Origin of the sequence: Burkholderia crassaminum (genome assembly GCF_964265005.1) — a bacterium.
In the GTDB taxonomy this organism is placed as follows: Bacteria; Pseudomonadota; Gammaproteobacteria; order Burkholderiales; family Burkholderiaceae; genus Burkholderia.
On record NZ_OZ183800.1, the window covers coordinates 1,445,157 to 1,464,790 of the forward strand.

General features: G+C 67.9%; 14 protein-coding genes. 10 read left to right on the forward strand and 4 right to left on the reverse strand.

The annotated features are described in order from the left end of the window. Positions 1-3: 3 nt before the first annotated feature. Both ACPTTF_RS23520 and cobA read right to left on the reverse strand, forming a co-directional pair. On the reverse strand, positions 4-600 hold the full coding sequence (locus ACPTTF_RS23520) for an ANTAR domain-containing response regulator (RefSeq protein WP_166951972.1): 597 nt from the start codon (positions 598-600) through the stop codon (positions 4-6). Between the two features lie 165 nt (positions 601-765). Beyond that, a complete protein-coding gene (gene cobA, locus ACPTTF_RS23525; RefSeq protein ID WP_423368424.1) occupies positions 766-1,536 on the reverse strand; it encodes a uroporphyrinogen-III C-methyltransferase in 771 nt (256 codons plus the stop codon). Positions 1,537-2,212: 676 nt separating this feature from the next. On the opposite strand from cobA, the gene ACPTTF_RS23530 reads away from it, so the two are divergent. The 4 genes from ACPTTF_RS23530 to ACPTTF_RS23545 are packed head-to-tail and all read left to right on the forward strand — an operon-like array spanning position 2,213 to position 10,747. Next, entirely contained in the window at positions 2,213-3,538 is a 1,326-nt protein-coding gene (locus tag ACPTTF_RS23530; protein ID WP_166951978.1) for an MFS transporter, read from the forward strand. Positions 3,539-3,559: 21 nt separating this feature from the next. After that, positions 3,560-6,157, forward strand: coding sequence for a nitrite reductase large subunit NirB (nirB, locus tag ACPTTF_RS23535; protein WP_423368425.1), 2,598 nt, complete (start codon positions 3,560-3,562; stop codon positions 6,155-6,157). Positions 6,158-6,195: 38 nt separating this feature from the next. Then, on the forward strand, positions 6,196-6,543 hold the full coding sequence (nirD, locus tag ACPTTF_RS23540) for a nitrite reductase small subunit NirD (RefSeq protein ID WP_011354949.1): 348 nt from the start codon (positions 6,196-6,198) through the stop codon (positions 6,541-6,543). A gap of 16 nt (positions 6,544-6,559) precedes the next feature. Further along, a complete protein-coding gene (locus ACPTTF_RS23545; protein WP_423368426.1) occupies positions 6,560-10,747 on the forward strand; it encodes a molybdopterin-dependent oxidoreductase in 4,188 nt (1,395 codons plus the stop codon). A gap of 175 nt (positions 10,748-10,922) precedes the next feature. Here ACPTTF_RS23545 and ACPTTF_RS23550 read toward each other — a convergent pair whose 3' ends face one another. Continuing rightward, on the reverse strand, positions 10,923-11,699 hold the full coding sequence (locus ACPTTF_RS23550; protein WP_423368427.1) for an SDR family oxidoreductase: 777 nt from the start codon (positions 11,697-11,699) through the stop codon (positions 10,923-10,925). 4 nt (positions 11,700-11,703) lie between these two features. Further along, entirely contained in the window at positions 11,704-12,141 is a 438-nt protein-coding gene (locus ACPTTF_RS23555; protein ID WP_423368428.1) for a GlcG/HbpS family heme-binding protein, read from the reverse strand. A 95-nt stretch (positions 12,142-12,236) separates the two neighbouring features. On the opposite strand from ACPTTF_RS23555, the gene ACPTTF_RS23560 reads away from it, so the two are divergent. The 6 genes from ACPTTF_RS23560 to ACPTTF_RS23585 all read left to right on the forward strand — a co-directional run bounded on the left by ACPTTF_RS23560 (position 12,237) and on the right by ACPTTF_RS23585 (position 19,597). Continuing rightward, complete coding sequence (locus tag ACPTTF_RS23560; RefSeq protein WP_423369860.1) at positions 12,237-13,145, forward strand: LysR family transcriptional regulator; 909 nt, start codon at positions 12,237-12,239, stop codon at positions 13,143-13,145. 71 nt (positions 13,146-13,216) lie between these two features. Further along, the gene (locus tag ACPTTF_RS23565) at positions 13,217-13,651 is read left to right on the forward strand and encodes a hypothetical protein (protein ID WP_423368429.1); all 435 of its coding nucleotides are present in this window, start codon (positions 13,217-13,219) and stop codon (positions 13,649-13,651) included. 357 nt (positions 13,652-14,008) lie between these two features. Then, on the forward strand, positions 14,009-14,437 hold the full coding sequence (locus ACPTTF_RS23570; RefSeq protein WP_423368430.1) for a hypothetical protein: 429 nt from the start codon (positions 14,009-14,011) through the stop codon (positions 14,435-14,437). 111 nt (positions 14,438-14,548) lie between these two features. Further along, positions 14,549-15,184 (forward strand): hypothetical protein, encoded by a 636-nt coding sequence (locus ACPTTF_RS23575; protein ID WP_423368431.1) that lies wholly within the window; start codon positions 14,549-14,551, stop codon positions 15,182-15,184. A gap of 541 nt (positions 15,185-15,725) precedes the next feature. After that, positions 15,726-18,320: a bifunctional lysylphosphatidylglycerol flippase/synthetase MprF gene (mprF, locus tag ACPTTF_RS23580; protein WP_423368432.1), complete on the forward strand. Its 2,595-nt coding sequence runs from the start codon at positions 15,726-15,728 to the stop codon at positions 18,318-18,320. Continuing rightward, complete coding sequence (locus ACPTTF_RS23585) at positions 18,317-19,597, forward strand: virulence factor family protein (protein WP_423368433.1); 1,281 nt, start codon at positions 18,317-18,319, stop codon at positions 19,595-19,597. Before mprF ends, ACPTTF_RS23585 begins: the two co-directional genes overlap by 4 nt. The last annotated feature ends 37 nt before the right edge of the window (positions 19,598-19,634 follow it).

Genomic DNA, 19,634 nt, shown 5'->3' on the forward strand with positions numbered 1-19,634 from the left:
CGGTCATGACTCGGGTGTTGCGTCGAGCAGTTGCCGCGCGACGTCGACGATACGCAGGCCCTGATCCATCGCGCGCTTGCGCAGCGCCGCGTACGCGTCGTGTTCGGACAGCCTGCGCTGGTCCATCAGCATCCGCTTCGCGCGGTCGATCAGCTTGCGTTCGGCGAGTTCACGCTCGACATCCGCAAGCCGGCGGCGCAGCGCGTCGTCGTGCGAGAAGCGTGCGAGCGCGACTTCGAGAATCGGTGCGAGGCGTTCGGCCGACAGCCCTTCGACGAGATACGCGCTGACCCCCGCGCCGACCGCTGCGCGGATCAGCGACTGGTTGGCGTCGTGGCTGAACATCAGCACGGGGCGCGGCGCGGTGGCATGCATGACCGCGAGCTGCTCGAGCGTGTCGCGCGACGGCGAATCGGTATCGATGATCACGACGTCGGGATGCTGCTCCTCGACGGCGGCCGGCAGGCGCGCGGGCGTCGCGACGTCGTTCAGCATGTCGTAGCCGAGCTGCGCGAGCGCGTCGCCGAGCTCGCCGATCGGCTTGTCGGTATCGGTGACGAGCAGCACGCGCAGGCGGGTGGAGGAAGCAGGCGTACTCATGACGCGAACGGCGGCGGCGAAATCATGGCGCGATGCGCCGATGGGAGGCGGTGGCGCCGTGCGGACATCGTGTCGGCGCCGCGCACGGCGACCCGGCGGCCGGTGCGAACGGTGCCGCTGTCTTCATGATAGGTGGGCGGCCGGTGCCGCGTGGTGTCGCGCATGCTACGCGGCCCGGGACAAGGCCGTTTCGATCGCGGCCCCCGCGTCCGGCACGTCCTGCACGACCGCTTCGCCGATTGCGCCGCCGACGAGGATCACGGCCGGACTGCCGAGCCGTGCTTCGTCGATGCCGCGCGCGAGATTGGCGAGCGTGCCGGTCCAGCGGCGTTCGTCGGGCGTGCCGGCCCATTGCACGGCCGCGGCCGGCGTCGATGCCGGCAGCACGGCGAGCAGGCCGGCGGCGATGCTGTCGACGCGGCTCATGCCCATGTAGATCGCGAGCGTGGTGCCGGCCGCCGCGAGACGCGCCCAGTCGGGTTCGCCGTGGTCCTGGCGGTGGGCGGTGACGAACGTGACGCCGTGGCAATGCTCGCGGTGCGTGAGCGAGATGCCGAGGCTCGCGGCGGCCGCGAATCCCGACGAGATGCCATTGACGATCTCGACCGGAATCGCGGCGGCGCGCAGCGTGGCGAGTTCTTCGCCGGCGCGCCCGAACAGCAGCGCGTCGCCGCCTTTCACGCGCACCACGTGCGCGCCCCGCAGCGCGTGGCGGCGCATCAGCTTCTCGATGAACGCCTGCGGCGTGGAGCGGCAGCCGCCGCGCTTGCCGACGCGGATCACGCGCGCCTGCGGCGCGAGTTCGACGATGCCGGGCGCGACGAGATCGTCGAGCAGCAGCACGTCGGCAGCGGCCAGCGCCTTCACGGCCTTCAGTGTAAGGAGATCGGGATCGCCGGGGCCGGCGCCCAGCAGCGTGACTTTGCCTGTCGTCATGTCGTGTTCCAGTGCCGCCTGCATGTGGCGGCCGATAGCGCGTTGTCTGCGCGGCGGCGGCGGGCGGTCGAAACGCACCGGCATCCGGCCGTGCCGCGCACGGGGGGGACGCCGTTGTCCTGGTCGGCCCGCCTGCGCGACGGGTCTGGTTTGCGGGGACTGCCCACCGGCGCCGTTGCCGGTGTCATGCATCGGGTTCAGCAATATCCGGGCCAACCGGCACGGCAAGTCGCGCAGGCGAGGCGGGAACGGCGCGCACCGCGCCGCATGATGGCCACGTGCGGGCCCCGTGCGCGCAGGCGGCCGCCGCGCGCGGGCAGCCGCAATGCCGCATCGGCGTGCATCGTGCCCCGTCAGCGCGCACCGTGATGTCGCACGGCGACAGTGCTGCAGCGCACCACATCTGTGCCTCGCTGCATCAACGCGCATCGTGTGCCGGGTGTCGCCGCGCGTCGCACGGCGCCCGATGCGCCTTGTGCGGCGGGGCAGCAGGGCCGATTCGCGTCGACATGGCACGGCGTTTGCATAAGCTGGTTCGGGCGCATCAATGGCGATTCGTCCGCAGTACCGATTACTAGACGCGCCCGGCAACGGGCTTCATGGGCAACGGCGTCCTACGCATCGGGTCTCGACGAGACCGGGTGCGCAGGACGCCGTTTTTCGTTTGGCGGATGACATGACCGACAAAGCTACCCGTATCGATCTCTTCAGCTTCCGCACCGCGCCGATGCGCGCGTTCCACCTGACGTGGATGGCGTTCTTCGTGTGCTTCTTCGCATGGTTCGCGTGCGCGCCGCTGATGCCGCTGATCGCACGCGAATTCCACCTGAGCGCCGCACAGGTCGCCAACATCAATATCGCGGCCGTGGCCGCGACGATCGCCGTGCGGCTGCTGGTCGGCCCGCTGTGCGACCGCTTCGGCCCGCGCCGCGTGTACGTCGGCCTGCTGCTGCTCGGCGCGATCCCCGTGTTCGCGGTGTCGTTCACGCACGACTACCTGTCGTTCCTGATCTGCCGGCTCGGCATCGGCGCGATCGGCGCGGGCTTCGTGATCACGCAATACCACACGTCGGTGATGTTCGCGCCGAACGTGGTCGGCACCGCGAACGCGACGACGGCCGGCTGGGGTAACGCAGGGGCCGGTGCGACGCAGGCGCTGATGCCGCTGCTGGTGGCCGCCGGCCTGATGCTCGGCTTCGGCGACGATTCGTCGTGGCGTATCGCGCTGTTCGTGCCGGGCGTCGCGATGCTCGTGATGGCCTGGGCGTACTGGCGCTTCACGCAGGATTGCCCGCAAGGCGACTTCGTCGCGCTGCGCAAGGAAGGCGTGACGGTCGACAGCGGCAAGAAGGGCGGCTGGGCGAGCTTCGTCGCGGCCTGCGGCAACTATCGCGTGTGGATGCTGTTCGTCACGTACGGCGCGTGCTTCGGCGTCGAGGTGTTCATCCACAACATCGCCGCGCTGTACTACGTCGATCACTTCAGCCTCTCGCTGAAGGACGCCGGTTTCGCGGTCGGCCTGTTCGGGCTGCTCGCGCTGTTCGCCCGTGCGCTCGGCGGCTGGCTGTCCGACAAGATCGCCGCGCGCCGCAGCCTCGACGTGCGCGCGACGCTGCTGTGCGCGCTGATCGTCGGCGAAGGGCTCGGGCTGATCTGGTTCTCGCATGCGCAAAGCGTCGGCATCGCACTCGTCGCGATGCTCACGTTCGGCCTCTTCACGCACATGGCTTGCGGCGCGACCTACGCGCTGGTGCCCTTCATCGACCGCAAGGCACTCGGCGGCGTCGCGGGGATCGTCGGCGCGGGCGGCAACGTCGGCGCGGTCGCCGCGAGCTTCCTGCTGAAAGGCGTCGGCGACGTGCAGTACACGCTGAGCCTGCTCGGCCTGGCCGTCACCGCGACCGCACTGTGCGCGATGGCCGTGCGCTTCAGCGAAGAACACAAGGCACGCGAAGCCGAGCTGCGCGATCGCGCGCTGGCTGCCAGCAGCGTCGCGAACTGATCGACCGAAGGAAACGTCATCATGAAACTCATCGTCATCGGCCACGGCATGGTCGGCCACAAGCTCCTCGAATGCGTCGCGGCGGAAGCGGGCACCGCGGGCGCGCTGCAGGTCACCGTGCTCGGCGAGGAGCCGCGCCCGGCCTACGACCGCGTGCACCTGTCCGAATTCTTCGCGGGCAAGTCGGCGGACGACCTGTCGCTCGTCGAACCTGGTTTCTTCGAGCGTCATCCGCAGTTCGACCTGCGCCTGAATGCGCGCGTCGCGTCGATCGACCGCGCCGCGCATACGGTCACGCTCGCGTCCGGCGAAACGCTCGCGTACGACAAGCTGGTGCTCGCGACGGGTTCGCGCCCGTTCGTGCCGCCGATGCCGGGGCACGATCGCGCGGGCTGCTTCGTGTACCGGACGATCGAGGATCTCGAGGCGATGCAGGCGTGCGGCGAGCACGCGACGCGCGGCGTCGTGGTCGGCGGCGGGCTGCTCGGCCTCGAATGCGCGAAGGCGCTGCGCGACATGGGGCTCGACACGCACGTCGTCGAATTCGCGCCGCGGCTGATGGCCGTGCAGGTCGACGACGGCGGCGGCCGGATGCTGCGCGCGAAGATCGAGTCGCTTGGCGTGACCGTGCATACGGGCAAGAACACGCTCGAGATCGTCGATGGCGAGGAAGGCACGCACCGGATGGCATTCGCCGACGGCTCGCATCTCGACGCCGACATGATCGTGTTCTCGGCCGGCATCCGGGCACGCGACGAACTGGCGCGTGCGTGCGGGCTCGACATCGGCCCGCGCGGCGGTGTCGCGATCGACGACGCCTGCCGCACGAGCGACGCCGACATCTATGCGATCGGCGAATGCGCGGCGTGGAACGGCATGGTGTACGGCCTCGTCGCCCCCGGCTACGACATGGCGCGCGTGGTCGCGAAGCAGCTTGCAGGCGGCGCTGATGGCACGGGCGCGGCTGCATTCGCGGGCGCCGACATGAGCACAAAGCTGAAGCTGATGGGCGTCGACGTTGCGAGCATCGGCGACGCGCACGGCACGACGGCCGGCAGCCGCACCTACCAGTACGCGGACGAGCGCCGCCAGGTCTACAAGAAGCTCGTGGTGTCCGACTGCGGCAAGTTCCTGCACGGCGCGGTGATGGTTGGCGACGCGGCCGAATACGGCACGCTGCTGCAGATGATGCTGAACCGCATCGAGCTGCCCGAGTCGCCGGAATTCCTGATCCTGCCGTCGTCGGACGGTGTCGCGAAGCCGGCGCTCGGCGTCGACGCGCTGCCTGACGGCGCCCAGATCTGCTCGTGCAACAACGTGTCGAAGTCGCAGATCTGCACGGCCGTTGCCGACGGCGCGACGAGCCTCGGCGCGCTGAAGTCATGCACGGGGGCGGGCACGTCGTGCGGCGGCTGCGTGCCGCTCGTCACGCAGATCATGAAGGCCGAGATGAAGAAGCAGGGCCTCGCGGTCAACAACCACATCTGCGAGCACTTCCCGCATTCGCGCCAGGAGCTGTTCCACCTGATCCGCGTCGAGCGCATCACGACCTTCGACGCACTGCTCGCGAAGCACGGCCATGGCCTCGGCTGCGACGTGTGCAAGCCGGCGGTGGCGGGCATTCTCGCGTCGTGCTTCAACGAATTCGTGCTGAAGAAGGAGCACGCCGGGCTGCAGGATTCGAACGACTACTACCTCGCGAACATCCAGCGCGACGGTACGTATTCGGTCGTGCCGCGTATGCCGGGCGGCGAAGTCACGCCGGAAGGGTTGATCGCCGTTGGCCAGGTCGCGAAGAAGTACGGGCTCTACACGAAGATCACCGGCGGCCAGCGCGTCGACCTGTTCGGCGCGCGCGTCGAGCAATTGCCGTCGATCTGGGAGGAGCTGATCGCGGCCGGCTTCGAATCGGGCCATGCGTACGGCAAGGCGCTGCGCACCGTGAAGTCGTGCGTCGGCTCGACGTGGTGCCGTTACGGCGTCGACGATTCGGTCGGCCTCGCGATCGACCTGGAGAATCGCTACAAGGGGCTGCGCGCGCCGCACAAGATCAAGTTCGGTGTGTCCGGCTGCACGCGCGAGTGTGCGGAAGCGCAAGGCAAGGACGTCGGCGTCATCGCGACCGAGAAGGGCTGGAACCTGTACGTATGCGGCAACGGCGGGATGAAGCCGCGCCACGCGGAACTGCTCGCGTCCGACCTCGACCGCGCCACGCTGGTGCGCTATATCGACCGTTTCCTGATGTTCTACGTGCGCACGGCCGACCGGCTGCAGCGCACGAGCGTGTGGCGCGACAACCTCGAAGGCGGCCTCGACTACCTGATGGATGTCGTCGTGCACGACAAGCTCGGGATCGCGGCTGAACTCGAAGCCGACATGCAGCACGTGGTCGACACCTACGAATGCGAGTGGAAGAAGGCCGTCACCGATCCCGACACGCGCAAGCGCTTCCGTCACTTCGTGAACAGCGACGCGCCGGACACGACCATCGAATTCGTCGAGACGCGCGGCCAGATCCGGCCGGCGACGCCCGGCGAACGCGCGGGCGGCAAGCCCGTTTCGATTCCCGTCGTCGCCGCAGGCGCGGCGCAAGCCGTAACCGAACCCGCAACCGTTTGACCCTGACCGACACCCGCATCTTTTCCAAGGAGCCCATCATGAACGATCGTCTTCCGCTGTCCTGGACCCGCGTGTGCCCGCTCGACGACATCGTGCCGAACACCGGCGTGTGCGCACTCGTCAACGGCGAGCAGGTCGCGGTCTTTCACGTCGCGCATGCCGAAGAGGGCGGCGTGTTCGCGATCGACAACGTCGATCCCGTGTCGCAGGCGGCCGTGATGTCGCGCGGGCTGATCGGCAGCCTCGGCGAGCGCGTTGTCGTTGCGTCGCCGTTGTACAAGCAGCATTTCGACCTGCGCACCGGTGAATGCCTCGAGGCGCCCGAGCAATCGGTGAGCGCGTACCCGTCGCGGGTCGAGGACGGTTTCGTGTGGATCGCGGCCTGACCGCCCCGGAGCGCGCATGAGCGCCACCCGCGTCAAGAGCGTGTGCCCGTACTGCGGCGTCGGCTGCGGGATGGTGCTGCACGTCGAGGACGGCGAAGTCGTCAAGGTGTCCGGCGACTCCGACCATCCGACCAACTTCGGGCGGCTGTGCACGAAGGGCTCGTCGGCGCACGTCGCGCTGCGCCGCTCGGGGCGGCTCGATCGCGCGTTCGTGCGCCGGGCTCGCGAGGACGACCTCGTGCCGCTGCCGGCGCGCGACGCGATCGCCGACACGGCGCGCCGCCTGCGCGCGGTGCTCGATGCGCACGGGCCGGACGCGTTGTCGTTCTACGTATCGGGGCAGATGTCGATCGAGGCGCAATACCTCGTCAACAAGCTCGCGAAGGGTTTCGTCGGCACCAACAACATCGAGTCGAACTCGCGCCTCTGCATGGCGAGCGCGAGCACCGGCTACAAGCAGTCGCTCGGCGCGGACGGCCCGCCCGGGTCGTACCAGGATTTCGATCGCGCGAACCTGTTTTTCGTGATCGGCGCGAACATGGCCGACTGCCATCCGATCCTGTTCCTGCGGATGATGGATCGTGTGAAGGCCGGCGCGAAGCTGATCGTCGTCGATCCGCGCCGCACCGGCACGGCGGACAAGGCCGACCTGTTCCTGCAGATCCGGCCCGGCACGGATCTCGCGCTGACCAACGGGCTGCTGCACCTGCTGCATGCGAACGGCCGCACCGACGCCGCGTTCATCGACGCGTACACCGAAGGCTGGGACGCGATGCCCGCGTTCCTCGCCGACTACACGCCCGGGCGCGTGGCGGAAATCACAGGGCTCGCTGAAGCCGACCTGCGCACGGCCGCGCAATGGATCGGCGACGCGCACGAATGGATGAGCTGCTGGACGATGGGGCTCAACCAGAGCACGCACGGCGTGTGGAACACCAACGCGATCTGCAACCTGCATCTCGCAACCGGGCGGATTTGCCGCCCCGGCAGCGGGCCGTTCTCGCTGACCGGCCAGCCGAACGCGATGGGCGGGCGCGAGATGGGCTACATGGGCCCCGGGCTGCCGGGCCAGCGCTCGGTAGCGTCCGACGACGATCGCCGCTTCGTCGAGAACCTGTGGCGCGTGCCGGCCGGCACGCTGCGCAAGGAAACCGGCAAGGGCACCGTCGACCTGTTTGAGCGGATGGCGGCCGGCGACATCAAGGCATGCTGGATCATTTGCACGAACCCGGTCGCCACGGTGCCGAACCGGCAGAACGTGATCGCCGGATTGCAGGCCGCGGAACTCGTGATCGCGCAGGACGCCTTCCTCGATACCGAAACCAACCGCTACGCGGACATCCTGTTGCCCGGCGCGCTGTGGGCCGAAGGCGACGGCGTGATGATCAACTCCGAGCGCAACATGACGCTGATGCGCGCGGCCGTCGCGCCGCCGGGCGACGCGCTGCCCGACTGGCGCATCGTCGCGGAAGTCGCGCGCGCGATGGGCTTCGGCGATGCGTTCGACTATGCGTCGGCGGCCGACGTGTTCGACGAGATCGTCCGTTTCTCGAATCCGGCGACGGGCTACGACCTGCGCGGCGCGAGCCATGCGGCGCTGCGCGACGGGCCCGTGCAGTGGCCGGTCGCGCCGGGCACCGCGCGCGAGCGGCACCCGATCCGCTACCTGAACGACGGCGTGAGCCAGACGCTGCGCGCGGCCGCCGACGGCAACGCCGCACCGAGCATCGCGTTCCCGACGCCGTCGGGCAAGGCGCGCTTCTTCGCTCGGCCGCACGTCGATCCGGCCGAACTGCCCGACGACACGTTCCCGATCGTGCTGAACACCGGGCGGCTGCAGCACCAATGGCACACGATGACGAAGACGGGCAAGGTCGCGATGCTGAACAAGCTCAACCCGCGCCCGTTCGTCGAGCTGCATCCTGATGATGCAAGCGCGCTCGGCATCGCCGCGAAGGATAGCGTCGAAATCCGCTCGGCGCGCGGCCGCGCGGTATTGCCGGCCGTCGTGACCGAGCGCGTGCAACGTGGCAACTGCTTCGCGCCGATGCACTGGAACGACGTGTATGGCGACGACCTGTGCATCAACGCGGTGACGAACGACGCGATCGATCCGGAATCTCAGCAACCCGAACTGAAATACTGCGCGGTTGCACTGCGGCGCGTCGAGACCGATGCGTTCGCGTCCGCCGACGAAGAAACGGCGCAACCCGATGCACTTGCCGCCGACGCGCGGCCCGCGCCGGCGACGGTGCAGGCGACTGCTTCACAGGAATCCGACATGGCAGATATCGACACTTTCGCGGCCGCGCTCGGCGTGGCCGACCTCGCGCCGCCGCCGTTGACGGACAACGAACGGCTGTACGTGGCCGGGCTCGTCAGCGGGCTGAAGGCAAGCGCCGGCCGGCGCGAGGGCAGCGTGCCGGTGCTGCCGGCCGGCGCGCCGCTCACGCCGCCGGTGCGGTTCTGGCTCGACGGGATGCTCGCGGGGTTGTTCAGCCGCTCGTTGCCGGCGAGCTTGCCGGGTGCCGCGGCGCCCGCGCTGCCGACCGATGCCGCCGCGTCCGGCGGCGTGCGGATCGTGCGCACGCGGCCGAAGGTCGTGCTGCTGTGGGCATCGCAGACCGGCAACATCGAATCGTTGACCGAGGATTACGCGACGCAGTTGATGAACGCGGGCTTCGAGATCCGCACCGCGTGCATGTCCGACTATCCGGTGGCGTCGCTCGCCGGTGCGCAATACGTGTTGCTGATGACGAGCACGTTCGGCGACGGCGATGCGCCCGACAACGGCAGTGAATTCTGGGAAGCGCTGCAGGCCGGCAGCGCCGCGCGCCTCGACGGCGTGCACTTCGCGGTGCTCGCGTTCGGCGACCGCAACTACGACCAGTTCTGTGGCCACGGCCGCCGGCTCGACGCGCGGCTCGCGGAACTCGGCGCGGTGCGTCTGTGCGCACGCGTCGATTGCGACGTCGAATTCCAGCGCGACGCCGACCAGTGGCTCGAACGCGTCGTCGCGCGGATCAAGGAGGCCGATGCCGCGCTGCACGCGGTGCCGTCCGGTGGCCTGAGCCCGTCTGGGCTGCTGCCGACGAAGGCGCATCCGGCGCCGTCGAAGCTCGTCGCGAACCTGCGGCTCAACCGTCCGGGCGCCGCGAAGGACACGCGCTACGTGTCGCTGTCGACCGAAGGCGCGAACCTCGAATACGAAACCGGTGACGCGCTCGGCGTGTGGCCGACCAACTGCCCGGAACTGGTCGACGAACTGTTGTCCGTCACCGCGCTGAAGGCCGATGCGCCGGTGTCGGTGGCGGGCGCCGGCGACATGCGCCTCGGAGATGCACTCGCGCGCCACTTCGACATCACGCGTCCGCATCCGGACGCGCTCGCCTTCATCGCGTCGCGCAGCGCGAACGGCGCGCTGAAGTCGCTGCTCGGCGACGACCGTAAGAGCGACCTCAAGCAATGGCTGTGGGGGCAGCAGCTCGCGGACGTGCTGCACGAGTTTCCGGTCGAGCTGTCGGGCGCGGAACTGGTCGGGATGCTGAAGCGCATGCAGCCGCGCCTTTATTCGATCGCGTCGAGCCCGAGCGCGCACCAGGGCGAGATCCACCTGACCGTGTCGGCCGTGCGTTATCACAACGGCCGGCGCGCGCGCAAAGGCGTCGCGTCGACGTTCCTCGCCGATCGCGCGGACGACGGCCGCGTGCCCGTGTTCGTGCAGAAGTCCGCGCATTTCCGGCCGCCGGTGAACGGTGACGTGCCGATCGTGATGGTCGGCCCCGGCACCGGCGTCGCGCCGTTCCGCGGCTTCCTGCACGAGCGGCAGGCGCGCGGCGCGCGCGGGCGCAACTGGCTGTTTTTCGGCGAGCAGCATGCGCAGACCGATTTCTACTACGGCGACGAACTGGGCGCGATGCACGACAGCGGCTTCCTGACGCGGCTCGATCTCGCGTTCTCGCGCGACCAGGCCGACAAGATCTACGTGCAGGACCGGATGCGCGAGCAGGGCGCCGAGCTGTTCGCATGGCTGGAGGAAGGCGCGCACTTCTACGTGTGCGGCGACGCCGCGCGGATGGCGAAGGACGTCGATACGGCGCTGAAGGCGGTGGTCGCCGAGCACGGCGGCATGTCGGACGACGATGCGAGCGACTATGTCGCGCGGCTCGCGAAGGCGCGCCGCTACATGCGCGACGTGTACTGAACGCGGGCGGCGCGGCTTGACGCGGTCTGCCGTTATGCGGGCCCGGCTTCGGCGACGCGCTGGCCTGCGGCGGCCCGGGCCGTCGGGACGGCTGGCGACCGCGAACGCGGCGCGCGACAGGCCGGGCGGCGAGCGTCGCGTTCCTGCGTGAACCGCCGGCCGCCGCCGGTTTACATCACTGCTGACGATCCCAGGCGCGCGCCTGTTCGGCACGGACGAACGCTTCCGACGACTGCGGCAACAGGTTGCGGAATGCGCCGCCGTCGCTTTCGATCACGTCGACCATCTTCGCGATCATCTCTTCCGGATCGTGCTGTTCGAGCGGGAACGTCAGCTGCTCGGGTGTCACGGTGTGGACGGCCGGATCGTGCCAGCGCTTCGTGGTCTCCATCATCCGGTCGTTGAAGCCGGTGCTGTACGGGCCGGGGTTCACGGTCGCGACGCGAATGCCGTGCGGCGCCAGTTCAGCGTGCATCGCCTCGGCGATCGATTCGACCGCATGCTTCGATGCGCAATAGGCGCCCGTAAACGGCCCGGTAATCAGGCCCGCGATCGACGACACGAACACGATCTTGCCACGCTTGCGCGACAGCATTCCGCGCGCGATTTGCTGCGTGAGTTCGAGCGGCCCGAACACGTTGACGTCGAACAGGTCGCGGACGATCCCGGCCGGCAGGTCGACGAGCGCGCCTGCTTCGCCGACGCCCGCGTTGTTCACGAGCACGTCGAAGTCGAGCTCGGCCGCGCGGGCGCGATCGTGGGCCGACGTGACATCGAGCTTGATGGCGCGCAGTGCGGTGCCGCGTTGCGCGGCGGCGTCCGTCAGTGCATCGATCTCGACGGTGACGCGCACGCCGGCCGTCACGTCGTGACCGCGTGCGGCGAGCCGCAGCGCGACTTCGCGGCCGAAGCCGGTGCCTGCGCCGGTGATGAGGATGCGTTTCTGGGTCATGTGCTTACCTCGTGGAGTGGTAGGTGGCCTGAAAGCGGTCGCGGCAGTGCCGGGCGATCGCGGTGTCTTCGTCGACGCTGCCGCCCGACACGCCGATCGCGCCGACGCAGCGTCCGCTGTCGTCGACGAGCGGTTCGCCGCCGCCGAACGTGACGAGCCCGCCGTGGCTGTGCTCGATCCCGCGCAGCGGCCCGTCGCCCGACATCGCGCCGAGCGCGCCGGTCGATATACGGAAGCGGACCGCCGTCAGCGCCTTGCGCTGCGCGAGATCGATCGCGCCGAGAAAACAGTCGTCGGTGCGCACGAACGCGAGCAGGTTCGCCCCCGCATCGACGATCGCGACGGCAATGCCCGCGACCGGCAACGATGCGGCATGCGCGAGTGCGGTTTCGATCGTACGGCGGGCGGCTGCGAGCGGCAGGGTGTTGGTGAGCGGGTCCATTCGATGCTCCGGTGACGCGACAGGGCCAGTGTAGACAGTTGCGGTATATGGGAGAATCCGCATTCCACTCGAAAGAGTTTCAAGTTTTTCTAATGATGAGCCGACGCGATCCGATGGCCGGGCTGCACGTGTTCATGACGGTCGCGACGGCCGGCAACTTCACGCGGGCGGCCGCCACGCTTGGCCTGACGCCGGCTGCCGTCAGCCTCGCGATCGGGCAGCTCGAGGGCGAGCTGAACGTGAAGCTGTTCAATCGCAGCACGCGCGGCGTGAGCCTGACGGAAGCCGGGCAGCGCTACTGGCGGCAGACGGAGCCCGCGTACCGGCAGGTCGTGCTGGCGCGCGACGAGCTGAAGGATGCGCGCAGCGAGCCGAGCGGCGTGTTGCGCGTGACCGCGCTGCCGCTGGCGCGCACGCTCGTGGTCGCGCCGGTGCTCGCCGTATTCCGCGAGCGCTATCCGAAAGTGCGGCTCGAGATCCGCTACGAGAACGAACTCGTCGATATCGCGAAGGACGGCTTCGACGCGGGCATTCGTCTCGCCGACCGGCTGCAGCCGGGCACGATCGGCGTGCGGATCGCGCCTGCGCTGTCGTGCGCGCTCGTCGCATCGCCCGGCTATCTCGCGCGACACGGCACGCCTGCGTCGATCGCGGCGCTCGAGCGGCATGCATGTATCCGCTTTCGGTTTTCGGAGAGCGGGCGGCTGCACAAATGGCTGCTGCACGACGGGCGCCGCGATGTCGATCTCGATCCGGAAGGCGTATTCGTGACGAACGATGCCGATGCGGTGATCGACGCGGCGCGCGCCGGTGTCGGGATCGCGTTCGCGTTCATGCGCGAACGGATCGAGCAGGACCTGCGCGACGGCGCGCTCGTCGAGGTGTTGCCGGGCGCGTGCCGGACGCTGCCGCCGATGTGGCTGTATTACGTGAATCGCAAGCACGTGCCGGCGAAGCTGCGCGCGTTTATCGACGTGCTGCGGGAGCGTGCGGGGGTGGCGTAGCGCGGCCGCCGGCAGCGACGCGCGGGACGGTGCATGATGGCGGCTCCATCCTGTGTCGACGGAGTCACGTCATGCCGACTATTCCGTTTTCGTTGCGCGCGCTTGGTGTCACCGTTTCGCTTGCCATTGCTGTCGCGCTTTGCAGCGCACCGGCCATCGCCCAGACCTCGACCGTGCCGGCCGGCACGGACGCGGCAACACCCGACAATGCGGTGCTGCTCACGGTTTTCCTGAAACACGATCAGTCGCGCCCGCTTGCCGAGCTGAACGCGCAGTTGGCGAAGCAGGGCTTCTACAAGGCGTTTCCGCCGCCGGGCGTCGAAGTGGTGAGCTGGACCGTGGCTATGGGGATCGGGCAGATCGTCGTGCTGCGGTTGCCCGCGTCGCGGGTGCGTGAAGTGAATCGCGTGCTCGAGGATACGGCGTGGGGCGCGTATCGGACGGAGTTCTATCCGACCTACGACTACAAGGCGATCGGGCTGGCAGCGCATGAGCGGGGGAAGTGATGAGTGTGCGCGCGCGTGCTGTGGCGCCCGTAAGAATGCAAACCGAGGCCGAATAGCCCGATGTGGCGAATGGCCGGCAAGACATTCTGACTGTTTCCCGATTATCGACACGCAGTGCGATATCGGGACGATTCTTGCCTGCGACGAGGTAAATCGAGAATCAATGCAAACGAATTCTGATTAATTGCAATCAAAATCGCATGAATTGATTTGAAGTGGTGGGGGATAAGAAGCATCCAAAAAATGCATTGCTTCATATCTTTACAACGTTTGGCAATTGTTGACAGTCGCCCTATGGTTTGCTGACGATTGCTTTGCTACCGTTCATCGATCTGAAAAGAAGTCCAATAAAGAACGATGAACAAGAAGACGTGCCGTCTGGGGTATTCCAGATTCCGGGGAATGGTGGTGGCTGTCGAAGAGACGGCTGCTGCTTCGGGGAAGAAAGCCTCCGGCGAGCGCCGTGCCTGCCGGCGTGCACTCGGCGGTTCGGGCCGGCCGACCGCGGCCGCATCGCTGGCCGGCGCGCCTTCGCTCGCGCTGACGCCGGGCACGCCCACCCACGTGATCCAGACGCAAAACGGTTTGCCGGAGGTGAATATCGGCAAGCCTGCCGGCGCTCGCGTATCGGTCAATATCAATAACCGGTTCGACGTTCAGAAGAACGGCGCGATCCTGAATAACTCGCCGATTCTCGTCAATACGCAGCAGGCCGGTTATATCAACGGGAATCCGAATTTCGGGTCCGGCCAGTCGGCGCGGATCACCGTCAACCAACGGCCATGAGACGGAAAGCGGGCGTAGCCCGCCAAGAGGGGAACGGCCCGCATCGATCTAGCAGGGCATGCAACATCAGTAATTGGCTGTATTTAACAATTCAAACAAAAGGAAATGAAAATGAATCGACTGTGTCTGGCAACCGTGATCGGAGCGGCGGTATTGCTGGCGGGATGTGGGGGGGGCGATGGTGACGGTAGCGGCGCCACGGCAACCGGCAACAGCAGCAGCACCAGCAGCAACACTGGCAACACCGGCAACAGCAATAACGGCTCGACCGGTGCGGGAACGGATGCCACGTCGACCGATCAAACCACCCCATTCAAGTGTCCGAGCGGCTACAAGTCGATACAGCTGACGAAGAGCACGATCCCGAATGCAACCATGACGCTCGTGACCGACGACGGCGTGGCGACGTATACGTTCAAGACGCCGCAGGACGGCGTGGTCCGTGACGGGACGGTGTGTCTGGGCAAGCCCGATCCGGTTCCCGCAGGCGTGCAGGCCGACGTGATCTACGAGATCAAGGCGTATGGCGGTTTCTATGAAATGTCCGACCGGAAGCTGACCCTGAACTTCACGTCGAACCTCATTCCCGATCCATTCCCGCCGGTCGTTGAGCTGGCAGACGTATCGAGCGGAACGGTCGCGTACAAGCCGGCGATCCAGGGGAGTCTCATTTCGACTCCGCCGAATTTCAGCCTGAGCGTCTATCCGAACGCTCCCTGCCTGTACGTGGTGCGCCTGAAACGGTAAGCACCGCGCCTGGCCGCGGCGAGCGTCCCGTTTCGTCTGCCCGACGACTTGACGCGTTGAGCCGCGGCCATCATGGCAAGCCTGTTTGTTTGATATCGGATCGCCCCGGCATCCCTGCACGCGTGGGCGGCGGCGTGCCGGCAAAACATGACCCGCTAGCCCGAAGATATTTGACCCCATTTAAGTGAGCCCGCTCGGGCTTGCGGATTCGTGCTCGTCGCGGCGCACCGTTCGGGCAGTTTTCTCCCAAATGCATCACAAGTCATTCATCCGATGAAAAATCCCCGTCGGTTCCCGGTATGATGCGCACCTCGCGCGTGATCGGTCGTCGATTTTGATACGACATTGATACACGCGGCGCTACAAATCCGCACAACGAGCGCGTGAAAGATTTTGTAATATAAGACCCGTATACTTGTAAGTTCTGATTCAGGCGCTCCTTGCCATTTCTTCCGGCCGACCGCCCACGCAGAACAACCAGATTCGTCGCCGCCTGGCCTCCTTGCGCCGCGACACGCTATGCACCACCACTGAACAATCTATGTCTTCCCGCCACTCTGGTTCGCCCGGCCGCGCCGCGGCGGTGATCGCCCGTGTCCGGGCGCTGATCCGCCATGAGCGTGTGCTGTCGCCGCTGCTTGCGCTCGGCATCGGCCTGCTGCTGATCGTGGTTTTCCAGCACCTGTCGGAATCCGTCGACTACCGGTCGGTGATCCGCCAGTTGCGTCACATGTCCGCCGGCGAGTGGGGCGCGTCGCTGGCCGCGACGGCCCTCAGTTACCTCGCACTCGTCGCCCGCGACGCGGTCGGCCTGCGCTACGTCGCCGCGAAGGTGCCGCGTGTCGCGTTGTGGATCGGCGCGATCGCCGGCTCCGCGCTCGGTAACGCGACCGGCTTCGGCGCATTGACGGGCGGCGCGGTCCGCGCACGCGTGTACGGCGTGTCGGGCGTCACGCCCGCGCAGATCGGCCGGATGACGGTGTTCACGAGCGGCACGCTGGCGCTCGCCATGGTGTTGATGACGGCGGTCGGCATGGTCTGCGTGCCGGAGGCACTCGCCGCGATGCTGCACGTCGCGCCCGGCGTGCTGACGTGGGCCGGCGCGGCGCTGCTCGTGGTGCTGGCCGCGATGGTCGTGATGTGCGGCAACACGGCGCGCCCGGTCGTCACGCGCTTCAAGTGGCTGTCGTTCGACGTGCCGGCACGGCGGGATCTCGTCGCGCAGGTCGTCTATGCGGTGTTCGACGTCGTCGCGGCTGGCCTGACGCTGTGGGTGCTGCTGCCGGCCGCGCCGGTCGGCTTCCCGACCTTCATCACGGTATACGCAGCCGCGCTGCTGCTCGGGATGATCGGTCATACGCCGGGCGGGATCGGCGTGTTCGAAGCCGCGATGGTCTTCACGCTCGGTCGCGAAGTGCCCGCGCACGCGATGGTCGCCGCGCTGATCGCGTATCGCGCCATCTATTTCGGCGTGCCGCTCGTGCTGTCGGCCGGCCTGCTGGCCGGTTTCGAGGGCCGCGCGCTGCGGCGCCGGCTCGTGACGCGGCAGGCCGTGCGCGTGTCGCAACTCGCGCCGGTGTTCCTGAGCCTCGTGACGTTCGCGGTCGGCGGGATGCTGGTGATCTCGAGCGCGACGCCCGCGTTCTGGCACCGGATCGCGATCCTGCGTCACCTCGTGCCGCTGTGGGTGCTCGAAGGCTCGCAGGTGATCTGCAGCGTGCTCGGCGTCGCGCTGCTGTTCGTCGCGCGCGGGCTGCTGCGCCGCCTCGACGGCGCCTGGTGGATGACCTTCGCGCTGACGCTCGCAAGCCTCGCGCTGTCGCTGGCGAAAGGCCTCGCGTTCGTCGAGGCCGGCGTGCTCGGCACGCTGCTGGTGCTGCTGCTCGTCAGCCGTCGCCGCTTCAACCGCCATTCGTCGCTGCTCGCCGAGCGCTTCACGGTGAGCTGGTTCGTGTCGGTGACGATGGTGCTGATGCTGGCCGTGTGGGTGCTGTTTTTCGCGTTCCGCGACGTGCCGTACACGCGCGAGCTGTGGTCGCATTTTTCGTTCGACGCGCGTGCGCCGCGTGCGCTGCGCGCGACGCTTGCATCCGGCGTGTTCGTTGCGCTGTTCGCGCTGTGGCAATTGCTGCGCCCGGCGCCCGGCCGGTTCGTGAAGCCCGTGCCGCAGGACCTGTTCGACGCCGAACGGATCATCCGCGCGCAGGAATGCAGCGATGCGGGCCTCGCGCTGATGGGCGACAAGTCGTTCCTGTTTTCGGAATCGCGCCAGGCCTTCCTGATGTATGCCAAGAACGGCCGCACGTGGGCTGCGCTGCACGACCCGGTCGGGCCGCGCGAGGAATGGCCGGCGCTGATCAGCAAGTTCATCGCGCTCGCGCATGCGCACAGCGGTCGCGCGGCGTTCTACCAGGTGCGCGCGAACGCGCTGCCGCTGTATCTCGACGCAGGCCTCACGCTGATGAAGCTCGGCGAGGAAGCGCATATCGCACTCGACCGGTTCGACCTGAAGGGCTCGAACCGGTCGCACCTGCGCTACGCGCTGCGCCGCGGCGACAAGGATGCGCTGACGGTCGAGGTGATCGCGCCGGACGACGTGCCGGCCGCGCTGCCGGCGCTGCGCGACATCTCCGACGGCTGGCTCGACAGCCGCGATGCACGCGAGAAGAGCTTTTCGGTGGCCGCGTTCCACGACGGTTATCTCGCGACGCAGTCGGTGATGCTCGTGCGGCAGGCCGACAAGCCGATCGCGTTCGTCACGTTCATGACGACCGACCTCAACACCGAGGCGACGGTCGGCGTGATGCGCCATCTGCCGGACGCGTCGCCGTACGCGATGGAGTATCTGTTCACGCAGCTCGCGCTGCATCTGAAGGAAGCGGGTTTCCGCAAGCTGAGCCTGGGCATCGCGCCGTTCTCGGGGATGGGGGCGGCGAAGATGCCGTCGCCGTGGCACCGGCTCGGCCTGATGGTCTGGCGCTTCGGCGGCCGCTTCTACAACTTCCGCGGCTTGCGCGCTTTCAAGAGCAAGTTCGAACCGCACTGGGAGCCGCGTTATCTCGCGGCCTCGGGCTCGGTCGGCGTGTTCGTCACGCTTGCGGATCTGTCATTGCTGGCTGGAGGTCGGCGCTCATGAGTTTGAAGAAGGGAATCGCGCGGGCGGCAGCCGCCTGCGCGGGAATGATGCTGGCCGGCGCCGCGTGCGCCACGCAGCCGGCCGCAATGAAGGCGGAAACCGTATCGGGCGGCCGCTACGGGCCCGTCACCGTGACCAAACCCAGCGGGCCGCTGCGCGGGTTCGTCGTGCTGTTCTCGCGCGAGGCCGGCTGGAATGCGGCCGACCAGCAGGCCGCCGATGCGCTCGCGAAGGCCGGTGCGATGACGGTCGGCGTCGATTCGGAGCGCTATGCGACGAATCTCGCCGCGAAGCAGGAGACTTGCCACCACCTCGACGGCGACGCCGAAGCGGTCAGCCACCAGCTCGAACGTCTCGCGCAGTCGTCGCGTTATTTCACGCCGATCGTCGCGGGTGTGGGCCAGGGCGGTGCGATCGCGAAGCAGATCCTGTCGATGGCGCCGGAGAACACGATCGCGGGCGTCGTATCGGTCGACCCGGCCGCGAAGCTCGATCCGCGCTTCAAGCCGTGCCCGCCCGACCCGACGATCGTGCGCCGCGCGATGCCGGGTTTCGTCGAAACGGCAGCCGCGGGCGACAACACGAAGCTCGTATCGCTCGTCACGGCGCACCTGCGCGATACCACCAGCGGCGACGAACTCGACGTGTCGGATCTGCCGCTCGTCGAGCTGCCGGCCAAGGGTGGCAACGGCCAGCTCGCGATCGTGATCTCGGGCGACGGCGGCTGGCGCGATCTCGACAAGACGATCGCCGAGGCGCTGCAGCGCGACGGCGTGTCGGTGGTCGGCATCGACAGCCTGCGCTATTTCTGGAGCGAGAAGCCGCCGGCGCAGGTGAGCCGCGATCTCGCGCGCGTGATGCGCACCTACATGGCGCGCTGGCATGCGAATCGCGTGGCGCTGGTCGGCTACTCGTTCGGTGCCGACGTGATGCCGTTCGCGTACAACCGGCTGCCGGCCGACCTGCGCGACAAGGTCGCGGTGATGTCGCTGCTCGGCTTCGCGCCGGCCGCCGATTTCCAGATCCGCGTGACGGGCTGGCTCGGCATGCCGGCGAGCGACAAGGCGCTGAAGGTTGCGCCGGAACTCGCGAAGGTGCCGCCGCAGCTCGTGCAGTGCTTCTATGGCGCGGAAGAGAAGGACACGATGTGTCCGGCACTCGTGAACACGGGCGCCGACGTGATCAAGACGCAGGGCGATCACCACTTCGGCCGTGACTACATCGCGCTCGAGAAGAAGATTCTCGGCGCGTTCGGCAAGCCGGTGGCGGCGCGCTGAACGCCGGCGCCCGCTTCGCGGCGGGGGACGGCCGGAC

Excerpts from the sequence above, each read along its gene's own strand:
- ACPTTF_RS23520 (WP_166951972.1), bottom strand. The coding sequence starts at position 600 with ATGAGTACGCCTGCTTCCTCCACCCGCCTGCGCGTGCTGCTCGTCACC.
- cobA (WP_423368424.1), bottom strand. The coding sequence starts at position 1,536 with ATGACGACAGGCAAAGTCACGCTGCTGGGCGCCGGCCCCGGCGATCCC.
- ACPTTF_RS23530 (WP_166951978.1), top strand. The coding sequence starts at position 2,213 with ATGACCGACAAAGCTACCCGTATCGATCTCTTCAGCTTCCGCACCGCG.
- nirB (WP_423368425.1), top strand. The coding sequence starts at position 3,560 with ATGAAACTCATCGTCATCGGCCACGGCATGGTCGGCCACAAGCTCCTC.
- nirD (WP_011354949.1), top strand. The coding sequence starts at position 6,196 with ATGAACGATCGTCTTCCGCTGTCCTGGACCCGCGTGTGCCCGCTCGAC.
- ACPTTF_RS23545 (WP_423368426.1), top strand. The coding sequence starts at position 6,560 with ATGAGCGCCACCCGCGTCAAGAGCGTGTGCCCGTACTGCGGCGTCGGC.
- ACPTTF_RS23550 (WP_423368427.1), bottom strand. The coding sequence starts at position 11,699 with ATGACCCAGAAACGCATCCTCATCACCGGCGCAGGCACCGGCTTCGGC.
- ACPTTF_RS23555 (WP_423368428.1), bottom strand. The coding sequence starts at position 12,141 with ATGGACCCGCTCACCAACACCCTGCCGCTCGCAGCCGCCCGCCGTACG.
- ACPTTF_RS23560 (WP_423369860.1), top strand. The coding sequence starts at position 12,237 with ATGAGCCGACGCGATCCGATGGCCGGGCTGCACGTGTTCATGACGGTC.
- ACPTTF_RS23565 (WP_423368429.1), top strand. The coding sequence starts at position 13,217 with ATGCCGACTATTCCGTTTTCGTTGCGCGCGCTTGGTGTCACCGTTTCG.
- ACPTTF_RS23570 (WP_423368430.1), top strand. The coding sequence starts at position 14,009 with ATGAACAAGAAGACGTGCCGTCTGGGGTATTCCAGATTCCGGGGAATG.
- ACPTTF_RS23575 (WP_423368431.1), top strand. The coding sequence starts at position 14,549 with ATGAATCGACTGTGTCTGGCAACCGTGATCGGAGCGGCGGTATTGCTG.
- mprF (WP_423368432.1), top strand. The coding sequence starts at position 15,726 with ATGTCTTCCCGCCACTCTGGTTCGCCCGGCCGCGCCGCGGCGGTGATC.
- ACPTTF_RS23585 (WP_423368433.1), top strand. The coding sequence starts at position 18,317 with ATGAGTTTGAAGAAGGGAATCGCGCGGGCGGCAGCCGCCTGCGCGGGA.